The 17,065-nt window shown below is 72.5% G+C and carries 16 protein-coding genes; 10 read left to right on the top strand and 6 right to left on the bottom strand.

All coding sequences use genetic code 11. The features are described 5' to 3' along the window. Positions 1 to 838 precede the first annotated feature (838 nt). From ABGB06_RS37470 to ABGB06_RS37440, 7 genes are all read left to right on the top strand, one after another. Entirely contained in the window at positions 839 to 1,825 is a 987-nt protein-coding gene (locus ABGB06_RS37470) for a methyltransferase (RefSeq protein WP_347599467.1), read from the top strand. Positions 1,826 to 1,968: 143 nt separating this feature from the next. Further along, positions 1,969 to 2,781: an SAM-dependent methyltransferase gene (locus tag ABGB06_RS37465; protein ID WP_347599464.1), complete on the top strand. Its 813-nt coding sequence runs from the start codon at positions 1,969 to 1,971 to the stop codon at positions 2,779 to 2,781. A 63-nt stretch (positions 2,782 to 2,844) separates the two neighbouring features. Then, a complete protein-coding gene (locus ABGB06_RS37460) occupies positions 2,845 to 4,062 on the top strand; it encodes an AAA family ATPase (RefSeq protein ID WP_347599461.1) in 1,218 nt (405 codons plus the stop codon). A gap of 4 nt (positions 4,063 to 4,066) precedes the next feature. Next, complete coding sequence (locus ABGB06_RS37455) at positions 4,067 to 5,689, top strand: VWA domain-containing protein (RefSeq protein WP_347599458.1); 1,623 nt, start codon at positions 4,067 to 4,069, stop codon at positions 5,687 to 5,689. 103 nt (positions 5,690 to 5,792) lie between these two features. After that, positions 5,793 to 6,518, top strand: coding sequence for an MFS transporter (locus tag ABGB06_RS37450; protein ID WP_347599455.1), 726 nt, complete (start codon positions 5,793 to 5,795; stop codon positions 6,516 to 6,518). Between the two features lie 97 nt (positions 6,519 to 6,615). Beyond that, positions 6,616 to 7,317 carry a TetR/AcrR family transcriptional regulator C-terminal domain-containing protein gene (locus ABGB06_RS37445; RefSeq protein ID WP_347599452.1) on the top strand — a complete coding sequence of 234 codons (702 nt, stop codon included), beginning with the start codon at positions 6,616 to 6,618 and terminating at the stop codon, positions 7,315 to 7,317. Between the two features lie 207 nt (positions 7,318 to 7,524). After that, complete coding sequence (locus ABGB06_RS37440; RefSeq protein ID WP_347599449.1) at positions 7,525 to 8,514, top strand: NAD(P)-dependent alcohol dehydrogenase; 990 nt, start codon at positions 7,525 to 7,527, stop codon at positions 8,512 to 8,514. A 41-nt stretch (positions 8,515 to 8,555) separates the two neighbouring features. Here ABGB06_RS37440 and ABGB06_RS37435 read toward each other — a convergent pair whose 3' ends face one another. Then, positions 8,556 to 8,867 carry a hypothetical protein gene (locus tag ABGB06_RS37435; protein WP_347599446.1) on the bottom strand — a complete coding sequence of 104 codons (312 nt, stop codon included), beginning with the start codon at positions 8,865 to 8,867 and terminating at the stop codon, positions 8,556 to 8,558. Positions 8,868 to 9,131: 264 nt separating this feature from the next. On the opposite strand from ABGB06_RS37435, the gene ABGB06_RS37430 reads away from it, so the two are divergent. Together ABGB06_RS37430 and ABGB06_RS37425 are read left to right on the top strand one after the other, a co-directional pair. Continuing rightward, positions 9,132 to 10,595, top strand: a complete 1,464-nt coding sequence (locus ABGB06_RS37430; RefSeq protein ID WP_347599444.1) for a family 43 glycosylhydrolase — start codon at positions 9,132 to 9,134, stop codon at positions 10,593 to 10,595. Positions 10,596 to 10,803: 208 nt separating this feature from the next. Then, positions 10,804 to 11,703 (top strand): aminoglycoside phosphotransferase family protein, encoded by a 900-nt coding sequence (locus ABGB06_RS37425; protein WP_347599441.1) that lies wholly within the window; start codon positions 10,804 to 10,806, stop codon positions 11,701 to 11,703. A gap of 51 nt (positions 11,704 to 11,754) precedes the next feature. Here the strand turns inward: ABGB06_RS37425 and ABGB06_RS37420 are convergent, their stop codons facing one another. Beyond that, positions 11,755 to 12,672, bottom strand: a complete 918-nt coding sequence (locus ABGB06_RS37420; protein WP_347599438.1) for an aminoglycoside phosphotransferase family protein — start codon at positions 12,670 to 12,672, stop codon at positions 11,755 to 11,757. Between the two features lie 187 nt (positions 12,673 to 12,859). On the opposite strand from ABGB06_RS37420, the gene ABGB06_RS37415 reads away from it, so the two are divergent. Further along, the gene (locus ABGB06_RS37415; protein ID WP_347599435.1) at positions 12,860 to 14,131 is read left to right on the top strand and encodes a hypothetical protein; all 1,272 of its coding nucleotides are present in this window, start codon (positions 12,860 to 12,862) and stop codon (positions 14,129 to 14,131) included. A 27-nt stretch (positions 14,132 to 14,158) separates the two neighbouring features. Here ABGB06_RS37415 and ABGB06_RS37410 read toward each other — a convergent pair whose 3' ends face one another. The 4 genes from ABGB06_RS37410 to ABGB06_RS37395 are packed head-to-tail and all read right to left on the bottom strand — an operon-like array spanning position 14,159 to position 16,867. Next, complete coding sequence (locus ABGB06_RS37410; RefSeq protein ID WP_347599432.1) at positions 14,159 to 14,611, bottom strand: lasso peptide biosynthesis B2 protein; 453 nt, start codon at positions 14,609 to 14,611, stop codon at positions 14,159 to 14,161. Next, a complete protein-coding gene (locus tag ABGB06_RS37405) occupies positions 14,608 to 14,874 on the bottom strand; it encodes a lasso peptide biosynthesis PqqD family chaperone (RefSeq protein ID WP_347599429.1) in 267 nt (88 codons plus the stop codon). The genes ABGB06_RS37410 and ABGB06_RS37405 overlap by 4 nt, the downstream gene beginning before the upstream one ends. Then, positions 14,871 to 16,730 (bottom strand): asparagine synthase-related protein, encoded by a 1,860-nt coding sequence (locus tag ABGB06_RS37400; RefSeq protein WP_347599426.1) that lies wholly within the window; start codon positions 16,728 to 16,730, stop codon positions 14,871 to 14,873. The genes ABGB06_RS37405 and ABGB06_RS37400 overlap by 4 nt, the downstream gene beginning before the upstream one ends. Positions 16,731 to 16,735: 5 nt before the next feature. Continuing rightward, positions 16,736 to 16,867 (bottom strand): lasso RiPP family leader peptide-containing protein, encoded by a 132-nt coding sequence (locus ABGB06_RS37395; protein WP_347599423.1) that lies wholly within the window; start codon positions 16,865 to 16,867, stop codon positions 16,736 to 16,738. Positions 16,868 to 17,065: the final 198 nt, after the last annotated feature.

The raw sequence follows: 17,065 nt of genomic DNA, 5'->3' as shown, positions 1-17,065 counted from the left end.
GGTCCGCGCGGCCGGGCGGGTCGGTGGGGTCCATGCGGGTGGCTTCGGCGACCGCGGCGAGTGCCTGGGCGGAGACAGGGCGGTGGCGGGCTTCCTTGCTGCTGAAGTAGGCGGAGACGCGTTCCCTGCTCGTCCTCGCGGCCTTGGCGATGCGTCGATGCGGGCGCCGGCGATCCGCCACCAGGTCACCGAACCGTTCGGTCTGGCCGGGGGCGGCGGCCGTCGTCGTGTCACACCAGACAGTGCGGTTTGCTCATACGGGAGGATCTCGTGCGGCACAGACCCCTCGGCAGCGGAGGGCGGAAGGTCTCCGCCCTCGGCTACGGCGCGATGGGCATCTCGGCGTTCTGCGGCCCCGGGGACGAGCAGCAGGGCGTCGCCGCCATCCAGCGCGCCCACGACCCGGGCGCCACCTTCCTCGACACAGCCGAGATCTACGGCTGGGCCGAGAACGCTCCCAGCTCGGTCTGGCACGGCCGCTCACCCGCGGCGAGCACATCGTCCCCGTTCCCGGCACCCGCTATGCCGTCCCGTCCATGCCGACCTGGAGCTGAACTCCGCCATGCCCCGTCCTCCGCACCACGACAAGGCGCGCGTCGGCAGCAACTCCCTTGCTGGCAAGGGGTGTTACCCAGACGAGTGGACGCGTTCCCCAGAAGGGGTGACAGAGCAGATCCGGTCGATTACGTGACGGGCGCATGGTTAGGGAGCAGGCGAAGGCGCTCCACCCGCCGCACCCCGCGGCGCGGTGCCGACACCGTATCCGTTGCCCCATCCGCCCGTCGTTTTCTCATCACTTCAACGGACAGTTGCATGTCCTGTCGATCAGGAGCACACCGTGACGACTCAATGCGCGACATCCGACATCGTCAGCCTCACGAATTCCCTCTGCGACGCCCAGGCGCTGCTGACCGCCCTGGAACTCGACCTTTTCACCACGCTGCACTCCGAGCCGGCCGACGCGGAGGCGATCGGCCGCTCACTCGATCTGCCGGGCCCCGGTGTGGCCGACTGGTTGAACCTTCTCGTCCTCAACGGCCTGCTGGAACGCGAGGGTCACCGGTACCACAACGCACCCCCCGCCGAGGAGCATCTGGTGCGCGGGGCCCCGCGGTTCACCGGCGATCTGCTGCTGCGGCGGGTGTTCCCGGCTCTGCTCGGGCTCACCCAGTCACTGCGCACCGGCAGGTCGAACGGCGGGGTCTTCATGGAGGCCCTGAACGGTCTTGACGTGGTACGGCAGTTCGCCAACCAGATGGACTACACGACGGCCTCTCTGGTGCCCCACCTGCTGGACGCCTACGACGGCTGGGCCGGGCACCGATCGCTGCTGGACGTGGGCGGCTGCCGGGGCAGCGTGATGGCCCGCATCCTCGCCGCCTACCCCAACCTGAAAGGCCATGTCTTCGACCTTCCGGTCATGTCGCCCCTCTTCGACGAGGTCGCCGCCGAATGGGCGCTCGCCGACCGGGCCACCTTCCACGCGGGCGACTTCTTCGCCGACCCGCTGCCCAGCGCCGACATCGTCATGATGGGCCATACCCTCGTCGACTGGTCTCCCGAGCAGCGGCGTCTGCTGATCCGCAAGTTGGCCGGCAGCGTCAATCCCGGTGGGTCGCTGCTGATCTACGACCGCGCTCTCGGCCACGCGTCCCCGCACGTCGAGCACCAGAACCTGAAGGTCAGCCTGTCCATGCTGGTCCTGACGGGGAACTCGAACTACTCCCTCGACGAACTGCGGGACCACGCCAGCGCCGTCGGCTTCACCTCGATCGACCCCCAGCCCCTCGGGCAGTACGACACCCTCGTTGTCTGCCGCACGTAGCGGCGCGGCGCTTCGTGCCCACCGCCACCCGTCCGGCGTCTCCCCGACGAGGCTGGAGAGAGCCGCCGGAGGCGCCAACTCGTTTAGGGTGAGGGAGCTTTCGAGCGCTCTGAGCAGCACGTGCCGTCTCGGTCAGGAGAGTCATGACCAGCCCACCCGCCCTCCCGGACTTCTCCACGCCTCACTCCGCCCGGATGTACGACTACTACCTGGGGGGTAAGAACAACTACGCCGCGGACCGAGCGGCCGCCGACCAGGTGCTGACGTGGTGGCCGGGCGTGCGGGCCGCCGCGCGGGCGAACCGGGAGTTCCTGCGGCGGGTGGTACGTCATCTGGTCACCGAGGAGGGAGTGCGGCAGTTCCTCGACATCGGCACCGGCATACCCACCGAGCCCAACCTGCACCAGGTGGCGCAGGGCGAGGCGCCCGAGGCGCGCGTGGTGTACGTCGACAAGGACGAGCTCGTCCTCGCTCACGCGGACGCGCTGATGCGCAGCAGCCCGCGGGGCCGGACCACCTACGTCCACGCCGACGTCACCACGGACGTCGACCGGATCCTCGACGAGGCCTTCCAGACGCTCGACCCGCACCAGCCCGTGGCGCTGTCGCTGTTCGCCCTGCTGCACTTCGTACCGGACGAACTCGACGCCCACGGCCTGGTGCGGCGCCTCTTCGAACCGCTCGCGCCGGGCTCGGCTCTGGTGATCTCCCACGTCACCCCCGACTTCGACCCCGAGGCGCTCGGCAGGGTCGTCGACATCTACCGGAGCGGCGGCATCGCCACCCAGGTTCGCGGCAGGGACGAGGTGGCGGCGTTCTTCGAGGGGTTCGATCTGATCGACCCCGGCATCGAGACGCCCCACCGCTGGCGGACGACCGGCGCCGCCGACCAGGCGGCGCTGACGGAGTTGGACAAGGAGGTGTCCGCCTGGGCCGGCGCGGGCCTCAGGCGGTGAGCGGCACCCGAGAGGGCGGGGCCGCCCGCCGGGCCACCAGGGCGTCGCAGACGAGGAGTCGCAGTGGGTGCAGGGGACGCGCGGGACGACACGGCCAGGAGGCTGCGGGCGATCAGCGACGAGCTGTCGGACCGTTTCTACGAGCGGGCCGACGTGGTGCGGACGCTGGTGGTGACGTTGCTGGCGGGGCAGCACTCGTTGGTGCTCGGCCCGCCCGGAACGGCGAAGTCCGAGATGGCGCGGGAGCTCACGGGCCGGATCGAGGGGGCGGCCTACTGGGAGATCCTCCTGTCGAAGTTCACCGCGCCGACGAGGATGTTCGGTCCCATCGACGTCGCGGCGCTGGCCCGGGGTGAGTACCGCCAGGTCTACGACGGTCGCGCCACGACCGCGCATATCGCGTTCATCGACGAGATCTTCAAGTGCTCCACGGCGGCGTTGAACGAGACCCTGGGGTACCTCAACGAGCGGATCTACCACCCCGAGAACGGCGGCGAGCCGATCCGGTGCCCCCTGCTCGGGGCCATCACGGCGAGCAACGAGCTGCCCAGCGAGGAGGACTCGGCCGCGATCTACGACCGGCTGCTGGTGCGGATCGAGGTCGGGTACCTGGCGGACCCCTCGAACTTCGCCGCGCTGGTCCGCTCCGCCGTCAGACGCCCGACGGCGCCGACCCGGACCACCGTCGAGCTGGCCGCGTTGCGGCAGGCCGTGCGCGAGGCCGTCCCGGCCGTGGACGTCCCCGACCTGATCGTGGACGCGGTGTGCACGCTGCGGGCCGCGCTGCGCCGCAGGGAACTCGTCGCCTCCGACCGCCGCTGGCGGCAGGCGGTCGGCCTGCTCCAGGCGTCCGCGTACCTCGACGGCCGCCCGGCGGTCGCCGAGACCGACCTGTCGGTGTTGACGCACGTGCTGTGGGACTCCCCCGCCGAACGCCCGACCGTCGAGCGCGAGGTGCTGCAGTTGGTCAACCCCGACGCCAGGGAGGCGCTCGACCTGGCCGACGCCATCGAGGAGTTGGAGGCCCAGCTCGACGCCATGGCCGGTCAGTCCCGCGAGGCGCTGAGCGAGTGGGTCATCAAGAAGGCCCATCACAGGCTCGCCGTGGCGGGAAAGCGGCTGGAGAAGCTGCGCGAGGAGGCGGCGGGCGCCGGCCGCTCCACCGCCGCCATCGACCGGGTGACTGGCCGGCAGCGCGCGGTTCGCGCCCGCGTTCTCACCGAGGCCCTCGGCGTGGACGCGAGCATGGTGCAGTCCCAGCTCGGAACGCCGGCGGGATAGGGCCGTGGGCGGGACGGCGGGCGGGCTCGACGAACTGGCCGGAGAGGCCGCGGAGTGGCTGGGCCGCCTCTCCGCCGCCGCTCCCGAGCGGCACACCGCGGCCGTGGTCGCGGACCGGTTCGACCGGATCACCTGGCGCGACACCTTCGCGCAGTCGGCCGGGCTGCGCGATGTGGCCGAGGAGCTGAACGGGCGCCACGACCACGCGGCCGACCTCCTGACCGACGCGTTCCTCGCCGCCTACCAGGTCCACCCGCGGTTGCGCGAACGCGCGGAGATGGATCCCTCGCGGCTGGTCAACCACCAGGTCATCAGCTCGCTGGTGGAGTCGGCGGAGTTCGCCGAGTTGCACCGGGAGACGGCCGGCGACCCCTACGCCGCCGCCATGGCCGTGCTCGCCCAGGCCGCCGCGCTGCGGACGATGCTGGAGCGTTTCCGGGACACCCAAGAGCAGGCCGAACGGGCGAGGGCGGCCCAGCGGGACGCCGATGGCGCGGCGACCGCCGTGCACGAGGCGCTCCAGCGGGCCGCCGACGACACGGACGGGGCCGGTGCCGTGCCGGCACCGGCCGCCGAGGCCGTGCGGCGGGCGGTCGCGGCCGCCCGGGCCGCCGACGCCGCCGCGCGGCGAGTCGGCGGGGCCGCCGCGCGGGCCCTCGCGGTGGCGGCCCCCGGCGTCCGTGTCGCGGCGCGGAACGTGGCGGCGAAGGCCGCCGAGGCCGCGCGGGAGGAGGCCGCGCTGCTGCGGGCCTGGGGCGTTGGGCCCGGCGAGTTGGAGCGGATGTCGTTCGCCCAGCGCGCCCGGCTCGCCGAGCGGCTGCGCACCGGCCGCCTCGCACGGTGGGCGGAGCTGATCGGTCGCTTCCGGCAGATGGCCAGCGGCGAGCGCGCCCGCAGGGTGGAGAACGCCACGGGGGAACTGGTCGGCGTCACGCTCGGCAACGACCTGTCCCGCGTCGTCCCCGCCGAGCTGGTCAACCTCGGCCTGCCCGAGCTGCGTGCGGTGTTCGCCGTGCGCTACGCCGCCGGCGAGCTGATGCTCTACGACAACCGGGGAGAACGGGCCACCGGCCGGGGCGCGATCATCGCGTGCGTGGACACCTCGCACTCCATGTACGAGGCGGGTCCCGGCGGAGTCACCCGGGAGGCGTGGGCCAAGGCGTGCGCCCTGGCGCTGCTGGACCAGGCCCGCCATGCCGGGCGTGACTTCGTCGGCATCCTGTTCTCCTCCGCCGACCGGGTCCGGGTCTTCCGCTTCCCGGCCGGCCAGCCCGCTGACGTGGCCCGGACCCTCGACTTCGCGGAGACCTTCCTCGGCGGCGGCACGAGCTACCAGGCGCCGCTGACGGCGGCCGGCGAGCTGCTGGAGGAGGAGTTCGACGACGCCGCCCGTGCCCGCGGCGACATCGTGCTGATCACCGACGACGAGTGCGGCGTCACCGAGGAATGGCTGCGCGGCTGGCACGACGCCAAGCGCTCGTTGGGCTTCCGGCTCTTCGGCGTGGCCGTCGGTGCCCCGCGCGCCGCCGAGGCGGGCTCGGTCCTGGAGGCCCTGTGCGACAACCTCCGCTCCGTCGAGGATCTCACCGACGTCCACGCCGCCGCCGACCTCTTCCGCGTGGTCTGACCCGGGTTCCTCCCCCGGTGACACGAGGCGCCGGCCGACGGCGTCGGCCCGGTGATGGAGGCACACGCCGGGAATGTCCGGACCACGCCCTGGCCTGTGCCGGATGAGCGGAGCACGGGACGAGACGGGCCGGGTGGCCTCGCCGACGCTGGTGGCGGTGTGTCTGGGGTACTTCCTGGTGATCCTGGACAGCACGGTCGTCAACGTCGCCCTGCCCGCGATCCGCGACGAGCTGGACGCCGGAGTGAGCGGACGCCGGTGGGTGGTGGACGGCTACCTCGTGGTGCTGGCGGCCGGGTTGCTGTCCGGCGGCGCGCTCGCCGACCGGTTCGGCGCGCGACGCGTCTTCCAGGTCGGGGTGGCGGTGTTCGTCGCCGCCTCGATGGCCTGCGGGCTGGCCCCGGACACGGCGGTGCTGATCGCCACGCGGGCGGTACAGGGAGTCGGCGCGGCGCTGGCCGTGCCGGCCTCGCTGGCGCTGCTGCGCGCCGCCTACGACGACCCGCGGGCGCGAGCGCGGGCGGTGGGGGTGTGGGGCGGCATCGCCGGGGTGGCGGCCGCGGCCGGGTTCGGCATGTCGTTCACCATGCCGGCCGCCACCACCGCCGTGACCGAGAGCGCGCCGCCGGAGCAGGCCGGACTGGCGGCCGGGGTGATCAACGCCGCGCGGCAGACCGGCAGCGTGGTCGGCATCGCGCTGCTCGGGGCCTGGGTCGGCGGCGGTACGCCGTTCGTGACCGGCCTGCGGATCGCCCTCGTCATCGCCGGCTGCGCCTTTCTCGTCGGCGCGCTGCTGGCCGTCGACCGTCGCCCCCGGGTCACGGCCTAGGTACCTCACCGGTCCGCGGGGCCGGGGTGCGCCGGGTGCAGGCTGTAGGTTCGGGAGGGGGAACGAGGGCCGGCTTCGGGCTGTCCCGCGAGAGGAGATGGTGGAGATCGCCACGCAGGCCGGCGCGGTCGCGCAGCCCCGCGCGCCCCTCAGCAGGGAGCGGGTGCTGACCGCCGCCGTCGCGCTCGCCGACGACGGCGGAGTCGACGCGCTGAGCATGCGCAGGATCGCGCAGGCGCTCGGCGTGGTGCCCATGGCGCTGTACAAGCACGTGGCCAACAAGAACGAGCTGCTGGACGGCATGATCGACGCCCTCGTCGGTGAGATCGACCCGCCGGCCCGCGACACCGACTGGAAGACCGCCGTTCGCCGGCGGGTGCTGTCGGCCCGCCGCATGCTGCTGCGTCACCCGTGGGCGCCCGAGGTCATCGAGTCGCGGATCAAGGCGCGGGCCACCCCGACGCCCGTGGTGCTGGAGTACCTGGACTCGATGATCGGGATCTTCCGGGCCGGGGGGTTCTCGATCGACCTGGTCCACCACGCGATGCACGTCATGGGTAGCCGCCTGCTGGGCTTCTCCCAGGAGCTGTTCGAGGACAGCCCCGACCGTGAGCCGGATCCGGACGCGCTGCCGCCCGAGGAGATGGCCGCGCGCTACCCCCACCTCACCGAGCTGGCCATGGCGGTCGCCCACGACCAGGAGTCCGTCGTCGGCTCGGGCTGCGACGACCAGTTCGAGTTCGAGTTCGCTCTGGACCTGACGCTGGACGGTCTCGAGCGGCTGCACTCCCCCGCCTGACCCACGGGCCGAGGGCCCCGGCGACGGCGCCCGAGGACCGCGCGGCAAGCCGTCGTCCAGGACACGCCCTCTCACCGCTCCGCTCCCCCGCACCCCTTGACCGGTGTACGCCGTACACCTAGGCTCGGCGGTGTACGGCGTACACCACGATGCCGACGTGATGACGGGCACAGCGAGCCGGTCACCGACCGAGGGGATGGGCGACGGATGAAGGCGATCGTTCAGGAGCGGTTCGGACCCCCGGACGTCCTGCAGTTGACGAATATCGATCGGCCCGGAATCGGGTCCGACCAGGTGCTGGTGCGGGTGCGCGCCGCCGCGCTGAACCCCTATGACTGGCACATGATGCGCGGCGATCCCTACGTGGCGCGGCTGATGGGATCCATGGGGCTGACCCGGCCGAGGTCCCGGGTGGCCGGGATCGACGCGGCCGGCCTGGTGGAGACGGTCGGCGCCGAGGTACGAGGGCTCCGGCCCGGCGACGAGGTCCTGGGCTTCTGCCCGGGCTCCTTCGCCGAGTACGCGCGCACCCCCGCGGAACTGCTGGTCCCCAAGCCCGCGCGCCTGACGTTCGAGCAGGCCGCGGCGGTGCCGATGGGGGCGGTGACCGCGCTGCGCGGCATCCGGACCGTGGGCCGGGTGCGGGCCGGACAGCGGGTGCTGGTCAACGGGGCCGCGGGTGGGGTGGGCACCTTCGCGGTACAGATCGCCGCGGCCCTGGACGCGGAGGTCACCGGGGTGTGCAGCGCCCGCAACGCCGACCTGGTGCGCTCGCTGGGCGCCGCGCGCGTCGTCGACTACGCCCGGGAGGACTTCACCGACGGCCGGGTGCGCTACGACGTGGTCCTGGACAACGTGGGCAACCGCCCGCTGAGCCGACTGCTCCGGGCGCTCACCCCGACGGGGATCCTGGTGGCCAACGGCGGCGGCTCACCCGGCCATGTTTTCGGGGCGGTGGGAGCCATGCTGCGACTGGTCGCGGTCAACGCGGTCGTCCGGCGACGGCTCCGCCCGATCTACCCGGCGGCCCCGGCCGGGCCGACCCAGGAGGACCTGCTCGCCGTCACCGCGCTCGTCGAGGCCGGCAGGGTCACCCCGGTAGTCGACCGGACCTACCCCCTGGCCGACGCGGCCGAGGGCCTGCGCCACGTGGAGCAGGGCCATGCCCGCGGCAAGGCCGTGGTCACCGTGCCGTGAACGGGGTCAGCCCGTCTCCCGCCGGTGGTCCGGGCAGCCGGTCACACGGGGAGGTCGACGGCGACCTCGTGGTGGACGACGCGTTCGTCCCATCGGCTCAACGCGCGGCGGGCCGCCTCCTCGACGACGGCCACCTCGGCGTCCGCGCCGGCGAACGCGTGCACGTCGCCCATGGCGGTGAAGAACGTGAGGGAGGTGAACATCACCTCCCCGCCGTCCTGGTGACGCAGCAGCCGGGCGCCGCGGAAGCCGGGAACCCGCTGGAGGTGCTCGGCGACCTCGGTCTCGTAGTGGTGCTGGTAGTCGTCGGCCGTCGCCGTCGGAGCCCATCCACGCCATATCCGCGCGATCATTCGCTGTGCCCGCACCCTTTCGTAGGTCCGCTGTCCGGCGAGCGGTGCCGTGCTGCCTGACGTTCCGTCAACTCCCGGCAGGCCCGCCTCAGGAGTCTGCCATCCCTGACACGGGGGCCGCAGGGCATCGGCGGCCTCACACCTGCGGCGCCAACTTTCGTCCCGCGTATGTACATCGTTGTAACTGGCGTGATGCCATGGGGAGTCGGCAACTGACGCCCGTCACAGCGTCCATGAGGCGTGAAGAGACCAAGGGAGCCGCTGATGCGCGCCCGATCCACCATCCCGCTGGCCACGGCGCTGTGCGCGCTGCTCATCGGTCTGGTCTGGGGTACGCAGGCCACCGCCGGAGACACGATGCCCGAAACCGCGGGAGACACCGCGTCCGCGACCGCCGCCGGAACCTTCCGCAATCCGCTGAATCCCGGCCCGGATCCGTTCATGACCTACGCCAACGGGGAGTACCACCTCGCCACCACGCAGGGCGACAGCATCAGGATGTGGAGCTCGCCCTCCCTGAGCACGCTGCTGGCCACCGACCCGGTCACCGTCTGGACGGACTCCGACCCCTCGCGGAACCAGCACATCTGGGCGCCCGAGTTCTACCGCTTCGACGGCCGGTGGTACATGTACTACACGGCGGACGACGGCGTGGACGAGCACCACCGGCTGTACGTCCTGGAGTCGGAGGGCGACGACCCGACCGGGCCGTACCACTTCAAGGCCAAGCTGGCCCCGCCGAACCACGCGGACGACTTCGCCATCGACCCCGGCATCCTCCAGCACAACGGGCGGCTCTACCTGGCGTACAGCGGCCTGAACGCCTACCAGCACAACGGTCTGAACATCGCGCCGCTGTCCAACCCCTACACGATCTCCGGCGACGCGGTGGCGCTCAACGCCGCCGGGGGCTGCCCGGAGGTCCGCGAGGGACCCGCCTTCCTGTACCGCAACGGCCGCACCTGGATGACGTACTCGGCCTGCGACACCGGCAAGCCCGACTACCAGGTGTGGATGATGTCCCTGCCGGACAACGCCGACCCGCTCGTGCCGGGCAACTGGACCCAGCACGACGGCCCCCTCCTCTCGCGCAACGACGCCGCGGGCGTCTACGGCCCCGGCCACCACACGTTCTTCCAGTCCCCCGACGGGACCGAGGACTGGATCATCTACCACGCCAAGACCACCTCGGAGTACACCTACACCGACCGCACGACCCGCGCCCAGCAGATCGGCTGGAACGCCGACGGCAGCCCGAACCTCGGCACCCCGCTCGCGCTGGGAGCGACGCAGGACCTGCCCTCCGGCGACCCGGGATCCGGCAACTACTGGATCAACGACGACGGCCGGTCCAGCGGCGACGGCACGGTCACGTACACGGGCACCTGGAACTCGGGCACGGGCTGCGCGGCCCAGTGCTTCTGGGGAGACGACCACTGGAGCGACCAGGCCGGGAACACCGCGACGTTCAGCTTCACCGGCACCAGGATCGCGCTACTCTCCGTGCGGGACACCGGCAACGGCATCGCCGCGATCAGCATCGACGGCGGGCCCGAGCAACGCGTCGACTTCCACGGTCCGATCCGGACGGGCGAGACCCTCCAGTACCTCAGCCCGCAACTGCCGCCCGGCGAGCACACCCTGCGGATCCAGGTCACCGGGGAGCACAACGCCGACTCCGGGGCAGCGTTCGTGAGCGTGGACCGGGCCGAGGTCTACACCGACTGAGACCCGGCGCCGGGCAGGACGGCGGCTCGGCCCGTCGACGTGTGGACGCACCGGGCGGCCGGCACGCGGCCGGCGGAGCCGCCGCCGAGCGGGGCCAGGGACGGGCTGGGCGGCCGTCGGTGAAATCCGGTCGACAGGCCAGCCCGCGACGCAGTGTGATGGGCTCGATCGCCCGCCGCACGGAGCGGGCCGACCGATGGAGCACCTCTTGGCGACGGGGAGAACCGCGGACACCCGCCCGGTGATCGATGCCGCACTGGTCAGGCGCCTGGTCGACACGCAGTTCCCGCAGTGGGCCGGGCTCCCCCTGAAGTTGTTCGACCCGGCAGGGTCCGACCATGTGATTCACCGGCTGGGCGAGGAGCTGTCCGTTCGGCTGCCCCGCCATGCCGGGGCCATCGGGCAGGCGCGCAAGGAGTTCGAGTGGTTGCCCCGGCTGGCCCCGCACCTGCCCCTGGCCGTTCCGGTCCCGGTGGGCGTGGGCGAACCGGACTTCGGCTATCCGTGGCCCTGGGCGGTGTCCCGTTGGTTGGACGGCGAGGTGGCGACCGTGGAGGCGCTGGCCGACTCCTCCGAGGCGGCGGTCGAACTTGCCGGGTTCCTGGCCGCGCTGCAGCGGTTCGCACCGGCGGACAGCGCGTCCGGCGAGCCGGGCGGCGACCTCGCCGCCCGGCCGCTGGCCGACAGGGACCGGGCGACGCGGGCCGCCATCGCGGAACTCGGCGGCGTCTTCGACGCCTCGGCGATGACCAGGCTGTGGGACGCGGCGCTGAGTGCCTCCGGTTGGGATCGTCCCCCGGTCTGGTTCCACGGCGACTTCCACACCGGCAACCTGCTGACCAGCGGCGGCCGGCTCAGCGCGGTCATCGACTTCGGTGGGCTCGGCATGGGCGATCCGGCCTGCGATCTGACCATCGCCTTCACCCTGATGTCGGCCAGACCCCGAGCCGCCTTCCGTGCCGCGCTCGGGGTGGACGACGCCGCCTGGCTCCGCGGCCGTGGTTGGGCCCTGGCCACCGGGCTGAACGCCTACACCTCCTACGCCGCCGTCAGCCCCCGGATCGCCGCGCAGACCACCCGTCAGATCACCGCGGCCCTCGTCGGTTAGGAGGCGCCGGTCGGCGCGCGCCTCATCTCCGTGGGGAAGCGCCGCCGGTCCTCAGAGTCGGTCGAGCGCGGCGCGGAGGAAGGCGTCGCGGCGTTCGTTGAGCGTCCCGGCGGTCAGGTCGTCCCTGCCCTGGTCGTGCATGACCGGCGCGAACACGGCCATGTCGCCGGGCTGGTTCAGCGCGGCCACCGCGTCCCAGTAGGCGAGGTCCTCGGCTCGTTCGCCCGTCGCCCGCTCCCATCCGGCCAGCACCGGCTCGGCCGCGTCCCGGCCGTACGTCAGCGCCGCGTCCAGGCGCAGCGCGCACAGGTCGACGCCGGGGTGGCCGACGCCCGCCATGTCCCAGTCGAGCATGCCGGAGAACGCGTCGCCCTCCCACATCAGGTTGCCCTGCCAGATGTCGCCGTGTACCAACACGGTCCTGCCCCCCGGCACGGGTAGCCGCCTGATCTCCTGGTCCGCGGCGTCCAGAAGAGGCGTGGTGTGGTCGGTTCCCCGCCGCCGTGCCCGCGCGAAGTCGCTGGCCGAGATCGGCCGGATGCGCAGCGGCAGTGCTGGCGACGGCTGGGCGGGGACGGCGCACAGGGCCGCGACCGCGGCGCCCAGGGCGTGCAGGCGCTCGGCGGTGGGTTCGACGGGAATGGTGCTGCGCCCGGGCACGACGGTCTCCAGAATCGCCCGGGTGCCGGCCGAGTCGCCCTCGACGTCGACCGCGATGATCCGCGGCGCGGGTATGCCTCGTTCCTCGGCCAGGCGCAGTGCGGCGATCTCGGTGGCGAGGCCGCCGGGATCCTCGGTGTGCGCGGTCTTCAACACCGCCTCGACCGTCCCACCGTCGTGGTCGATCCGCAGCAGCCACGGGTTGCTGCCCTCCCGCAGTCCCCTCACCGCCACGACCGTCCCGTCGCCGCCGACGGACTCCACGGCCCAGGCCAGCGCCGCGTCGGTCGGCATTTTCGATGTCGTCATACCCGGAGCCTAGAAGCTGGATCGCCGAACGACGACGCGGACCGTTCGCGCCGGGCTGGGTGCCGAGGTGGTCGACGTCGCCGGTTCGTCCGGCGCTTCCGTCGGCGCCACCCTTCCATGTGACCGGTCACACTGCTACGTTGCGAGCGGGCTGGGAGCTGTCCGTCACCCTCGCCAAGGAGTCTCCATGCCGATGCAGAGGCGTTCGTTCCTCACCCTCGCCGCCGCCTCAGGCGCTGGCGCGACGTTCCTCGGACTCGCACCGCAGGCCAGAGCGCTCAGCACGCTCCAGGTCGACGTGAGCAGGCCCGTCCGCCCCGTGAGTCAGGTCGGGAGCGGCACGCTCTACGGTCTGGCGCTGCCCGACCGACCGCCGGTGGACCTGCTGCTGCCGCTGAAGCTCAACACCCTGCGCCAGCCGCCGCCCAACCACGACCACTTCCCCAACGGGGAGACCGAGCACGTCGGTGACGTCCTCGACATCGCCGGCAACGCCATTGAGGCGGGCGCGGACATCACGGTCGACATGGCCGACACCTTCAGCGGTTTCCCCTACAACTGGGCCGGCTGGGATGACTGGTTGGGGCGGGTCGACCGGATGATCGCCGACCTCCGGGCGCGCCCGGACATCACCAACGTCACCGCCTGGGAGATCTGGAACGAGCCGGACTGGACCTGGTCCGGTTCCGCGGGCAGCTTCAACGACGGCTGGGCCCGCACCTACCAGCGGCTCCGTGCCGGTGACGCCACCACCCCGATCATGGGTCCCAGTTACTCCTACTGGAACGCGGACATGATGCGGGGCTTCCTCACCGCGGCGCAGGCCTCGGGCACGGTGCCGGAGGTCATCTCCTGGCACGAACTGCGCGGCTGGCAGGGCGTGGACTCCAACATCCGCGCGTACCGCGCGCTGGAGCAGGAGTTGGGCATCGGGCCGCTGCCGATCTCGATCAACGAGTACGCGGCGACCGACGAGATCGACGTGCCCAGCACCGTCAACCACTACATCGCCCAGTTCGAGCGCGAGGGCGTGCGCGACGCCGAGCGCGCGTTCTGGTTCGAGGCCGGAACGCTCAACGGGCTGCTGCACAACAACCAGCCGACCGCCTCGTACTGGATGTACCAGTGGTACGCCGAGCAGACCGGCGACATCGTCAGCGTCACCCCGACCCAGTACAACGACGCGGTCGCCGCCTACGACGCGGACCAGCGGGTGGTGAGCGTCGTCTTCGCCGGCGAGGCGGGCGACAACACGATCCAGGTCACCGGGCTGAACGACTTCGGCTCCGCCGTGACCGGCACCCTGGAGTACACCCCCGGCTCCGGCCGCACCACCGTCGTCAACGCACCGACCCGGATCTCCACGCAGACCTATCCGGTCAGCAACGGCACCGCCAGCGTCCTGGTCAACGACGAGGACCACCTCGGCGCCTACCGCCTCGTCCTGACCCCCGCCTGAGGGCGGCGGTTCCCTGGAAGGCCCGTGTCAGGTTCCCGGACCTGGCACGGGCCTGGAGGCCGGAGGCGTCAGGGGTGGGACGACGATGACGGGGGTGTAGTAGCCGGGGCCGGTCGGCTCGCCGACGGGGTGGCCGTCGACTTCCACCCAGGCGTGGGCGGTGAAGGGGTCGGTGCGGACTCCGGTGCACCAGGCGGGCCAGGTGCCGTGGAGTCGGCACAACAGGACCGTGGCCAGGGAGCGTTGTAGGCAGCCTTCGCCCGCGCAGAGCGTGCTGACCGCGGTGACGTCGCCGCGGGCGGCGGCGGCCTGTTCGGCGGTGGCGGCGGTGGATCCGCGTCGCAGGGCCCGCAGGATCACGGTGATCCGGCGCGGGGGACGCCCGGCGAGGAGTCGTGCCGCGGTCACGGCGAGCAGGGCGGCGAGTCGTCGGCGAAGCGGGAGGCGGGGGCCGCGGGCGAGGGGGATGGGCTGGCTCATGCGGGGTCCTCCGCGAGCAGGCGGGCGGTCCGCAGTCGGGTGATGAGGGCGGCGATGTCCTCGGCGGCCTTCTCGCGCGGGATTCGGTAGGTGCCGCTGAGTCGGGTGGCCAGGGCGTCGTGGTCGGTGCCGTCGACGAGGTGTCGCAGGATCTCGCTGGCGGTGGCGTTGAGCTGCCAGTAGCGGCCGGTGGCGCCGTCGAGGAGGACGGTGCCGTGGTCCGTGTGTGCCACGGACACGTCGTTGCGCAGGAGGAGCGTCACGGGGTTCGTCCCGGGGAGGCCGTGTGGGGGTGTGCTGGGGTTCGGGACGGGACGGCGGTGCGCAGCCACAGCTCGGCCGCCAGCGTCCCGCTGAGCGCGTTGACCGGGATCCGGGGCGGGAGCGGGCCGAGGAGGGCGGTTCGCAGGGCGGCCGCGTCGACGAGGCCGAGCGCGGCGAGCGCCGAGTCGTCGCACAGCGCCAGCATCGCCGCGCGGTTGCGGCGGATCCCGGCGTGCACGTCCGTCGCCGCGTGTCCCTTGGTGGTCCGGGTGAGGAGCGCGTCGGGGACGGTGCCGCGCATGGCCTCGACGAGCAGTGGTTTGTAGCGCCACGGGTCACCTCGTTCCTCCAACCGCACGGCGAGACACGCCTCGATGACGCGGTCGTCCAGGAAGGGGTACTCCATCGAGACCGCGTGCGGAGCGATGAACTGTCGGATGAGCCGCGCGCGTGCGCCCGTGCCGCGGGTGACCTCCAGGACGCGGTGCTGCCCACGGTCGTCGGCGAGCGGAGCGCCGTCGGACGCCGCGCCGCGCAGGAGATCGCGCACCGTGGTCGCCGCCTCCGCGGTGACCCACGGCGGCATCCGGAAGCCGTGCCCCCACTGCCCCGGCAGCGGACTGGCGGGCGGGGTCTCCGTCAGCCGGCCGGCCTCCCCGAGCAGCCAGTCCCGCCAGGTGTCGCGGCGGAGCAACGCGGCCAGGGCTTCCCGCGGTGTCCACCGGAAGAGGGCTCGGTTCGCCCGCAGATGGCTCACCGCCTGCCGGGGTCGACGGCGGACCAGCCCGTGGAGGTACCCGGAGGGCACCCGGGCCACCTCGTCTCCCCCCATCCCCGACAGGTAGACCCGTGCGCCGCGGTCCGCGGCCAACCGCGTCTTGCGGGTGATCAGTTGTCGAGCCCGGACCTCCCGGAACGGCTCGTCCAGGCCGGTCTCGGCCCTCTCGAAGCCGTCGAACTGGCCGCCGATCTCCGCTGGCCCGGCCAGAAGTCCCTCGGATCCCGGCAGGTGGGTGGCCGCCTGTTCGGCCCAGCGCAGGTCGTCGTTGCCCACGTCCGCCGTCGTGGCCGTGCAGGTGACCAGCCGCGCTCCGGTCCTCGCGGCCACGAAGCACAGCGAGGTGGAGTCCATTCCGCCGGAGAGGTCGGCGCCGACCGGACCGTCTGCCGCGGCGTCCACCCGGGCCCGGACCGCCTCGTGCAGGGCCTGGGCCAGGGCCGGGGCGCCCCGCGCGACGGAGGTGCTCGGCTCGGGGCTCCGCCACCACGGCACCGTCCGGGCCCGGTCGCCCATCAGGAGGTAGTGGTCACCGGGGACCGCGGTCACGCCTCGCCACAGCGACGTGTCGCCGACCGGATGGGGCAGGGAGGGGAAGAGCATCCCGGCGGCGAGCCGGGTCACGTCCACCTCGCCGCCGGACCAGGCGGCCAGCACGTCCGCGCGGCTCGCGGCGACCGGAACGCCCGCCACCGTCGCCCAGAACACCCGCCGCACGCCGGACACCGTGCCCTGCACCCGCACCAGGGTCCCAACCGCGGCGACGAGATGGGCGCTGCCCACCAGCCGTCGTGCCAGTCCGTCCGCGTCCCGGACGTCGCGGATCCCGGCGGCCCAACGAGCCAGCTCCGCGACTCCACACGCCGAACGGCCGATGACCGCGAGCCGTGTCCGCCCCGCCTCGGCGACCACCACATCGTCTGGTTCCGGGCGGCCCATCAGCCAGGGCCGTCCTGACGGATACCTCGCGATCACGGTGGCCGAGGCGCCCACCCGGTCCGTCACGGCCCGTGCGGCGGCGTGGTCCGGCAGGACGACGAACGACGCCGCCGCGTCGAGACCAGGCTCGCCCGGCATCCGGATCAGCCCCAGAAGAGCATCTCGTTCTCCCACTCCTCGGGGCCCCACGTGCCGCCGCGAGTGACCTCGGCGAACAGCCCCATCTCGACCACGGCCGGCTCCTGGTACTCCGGAACGTCCTTCTCCGCTTCCATGACATCTCCTCTTCGAGAGTTCAACGGATAGCTGCTCGCCTGCGACACCTCCATGCGGAACATCACCTGAAAGACATCTCACGTGCCTAAGAAGTCAAGCCGCGACGGCTGGAACTGCTGAGAAGGAGGTGAATGCGCGATGCTCGTCGAAGTGCTGCCGGGTTTGCAGGCAGTGGTAGAGCTGGCCGAGCAGCCGGT

It is taken from the genome of Streptomyces sp. B6B3, from assembly GCF_039871525.1.
GTDB lineage: Bacteria > Actinomycetota > Actinomycetes > Streptomycetales > Streptomycetaceae > Streptomyces.
This window is presented reverse-complemented; position numbering and strand designations above follow the sequence as displayed.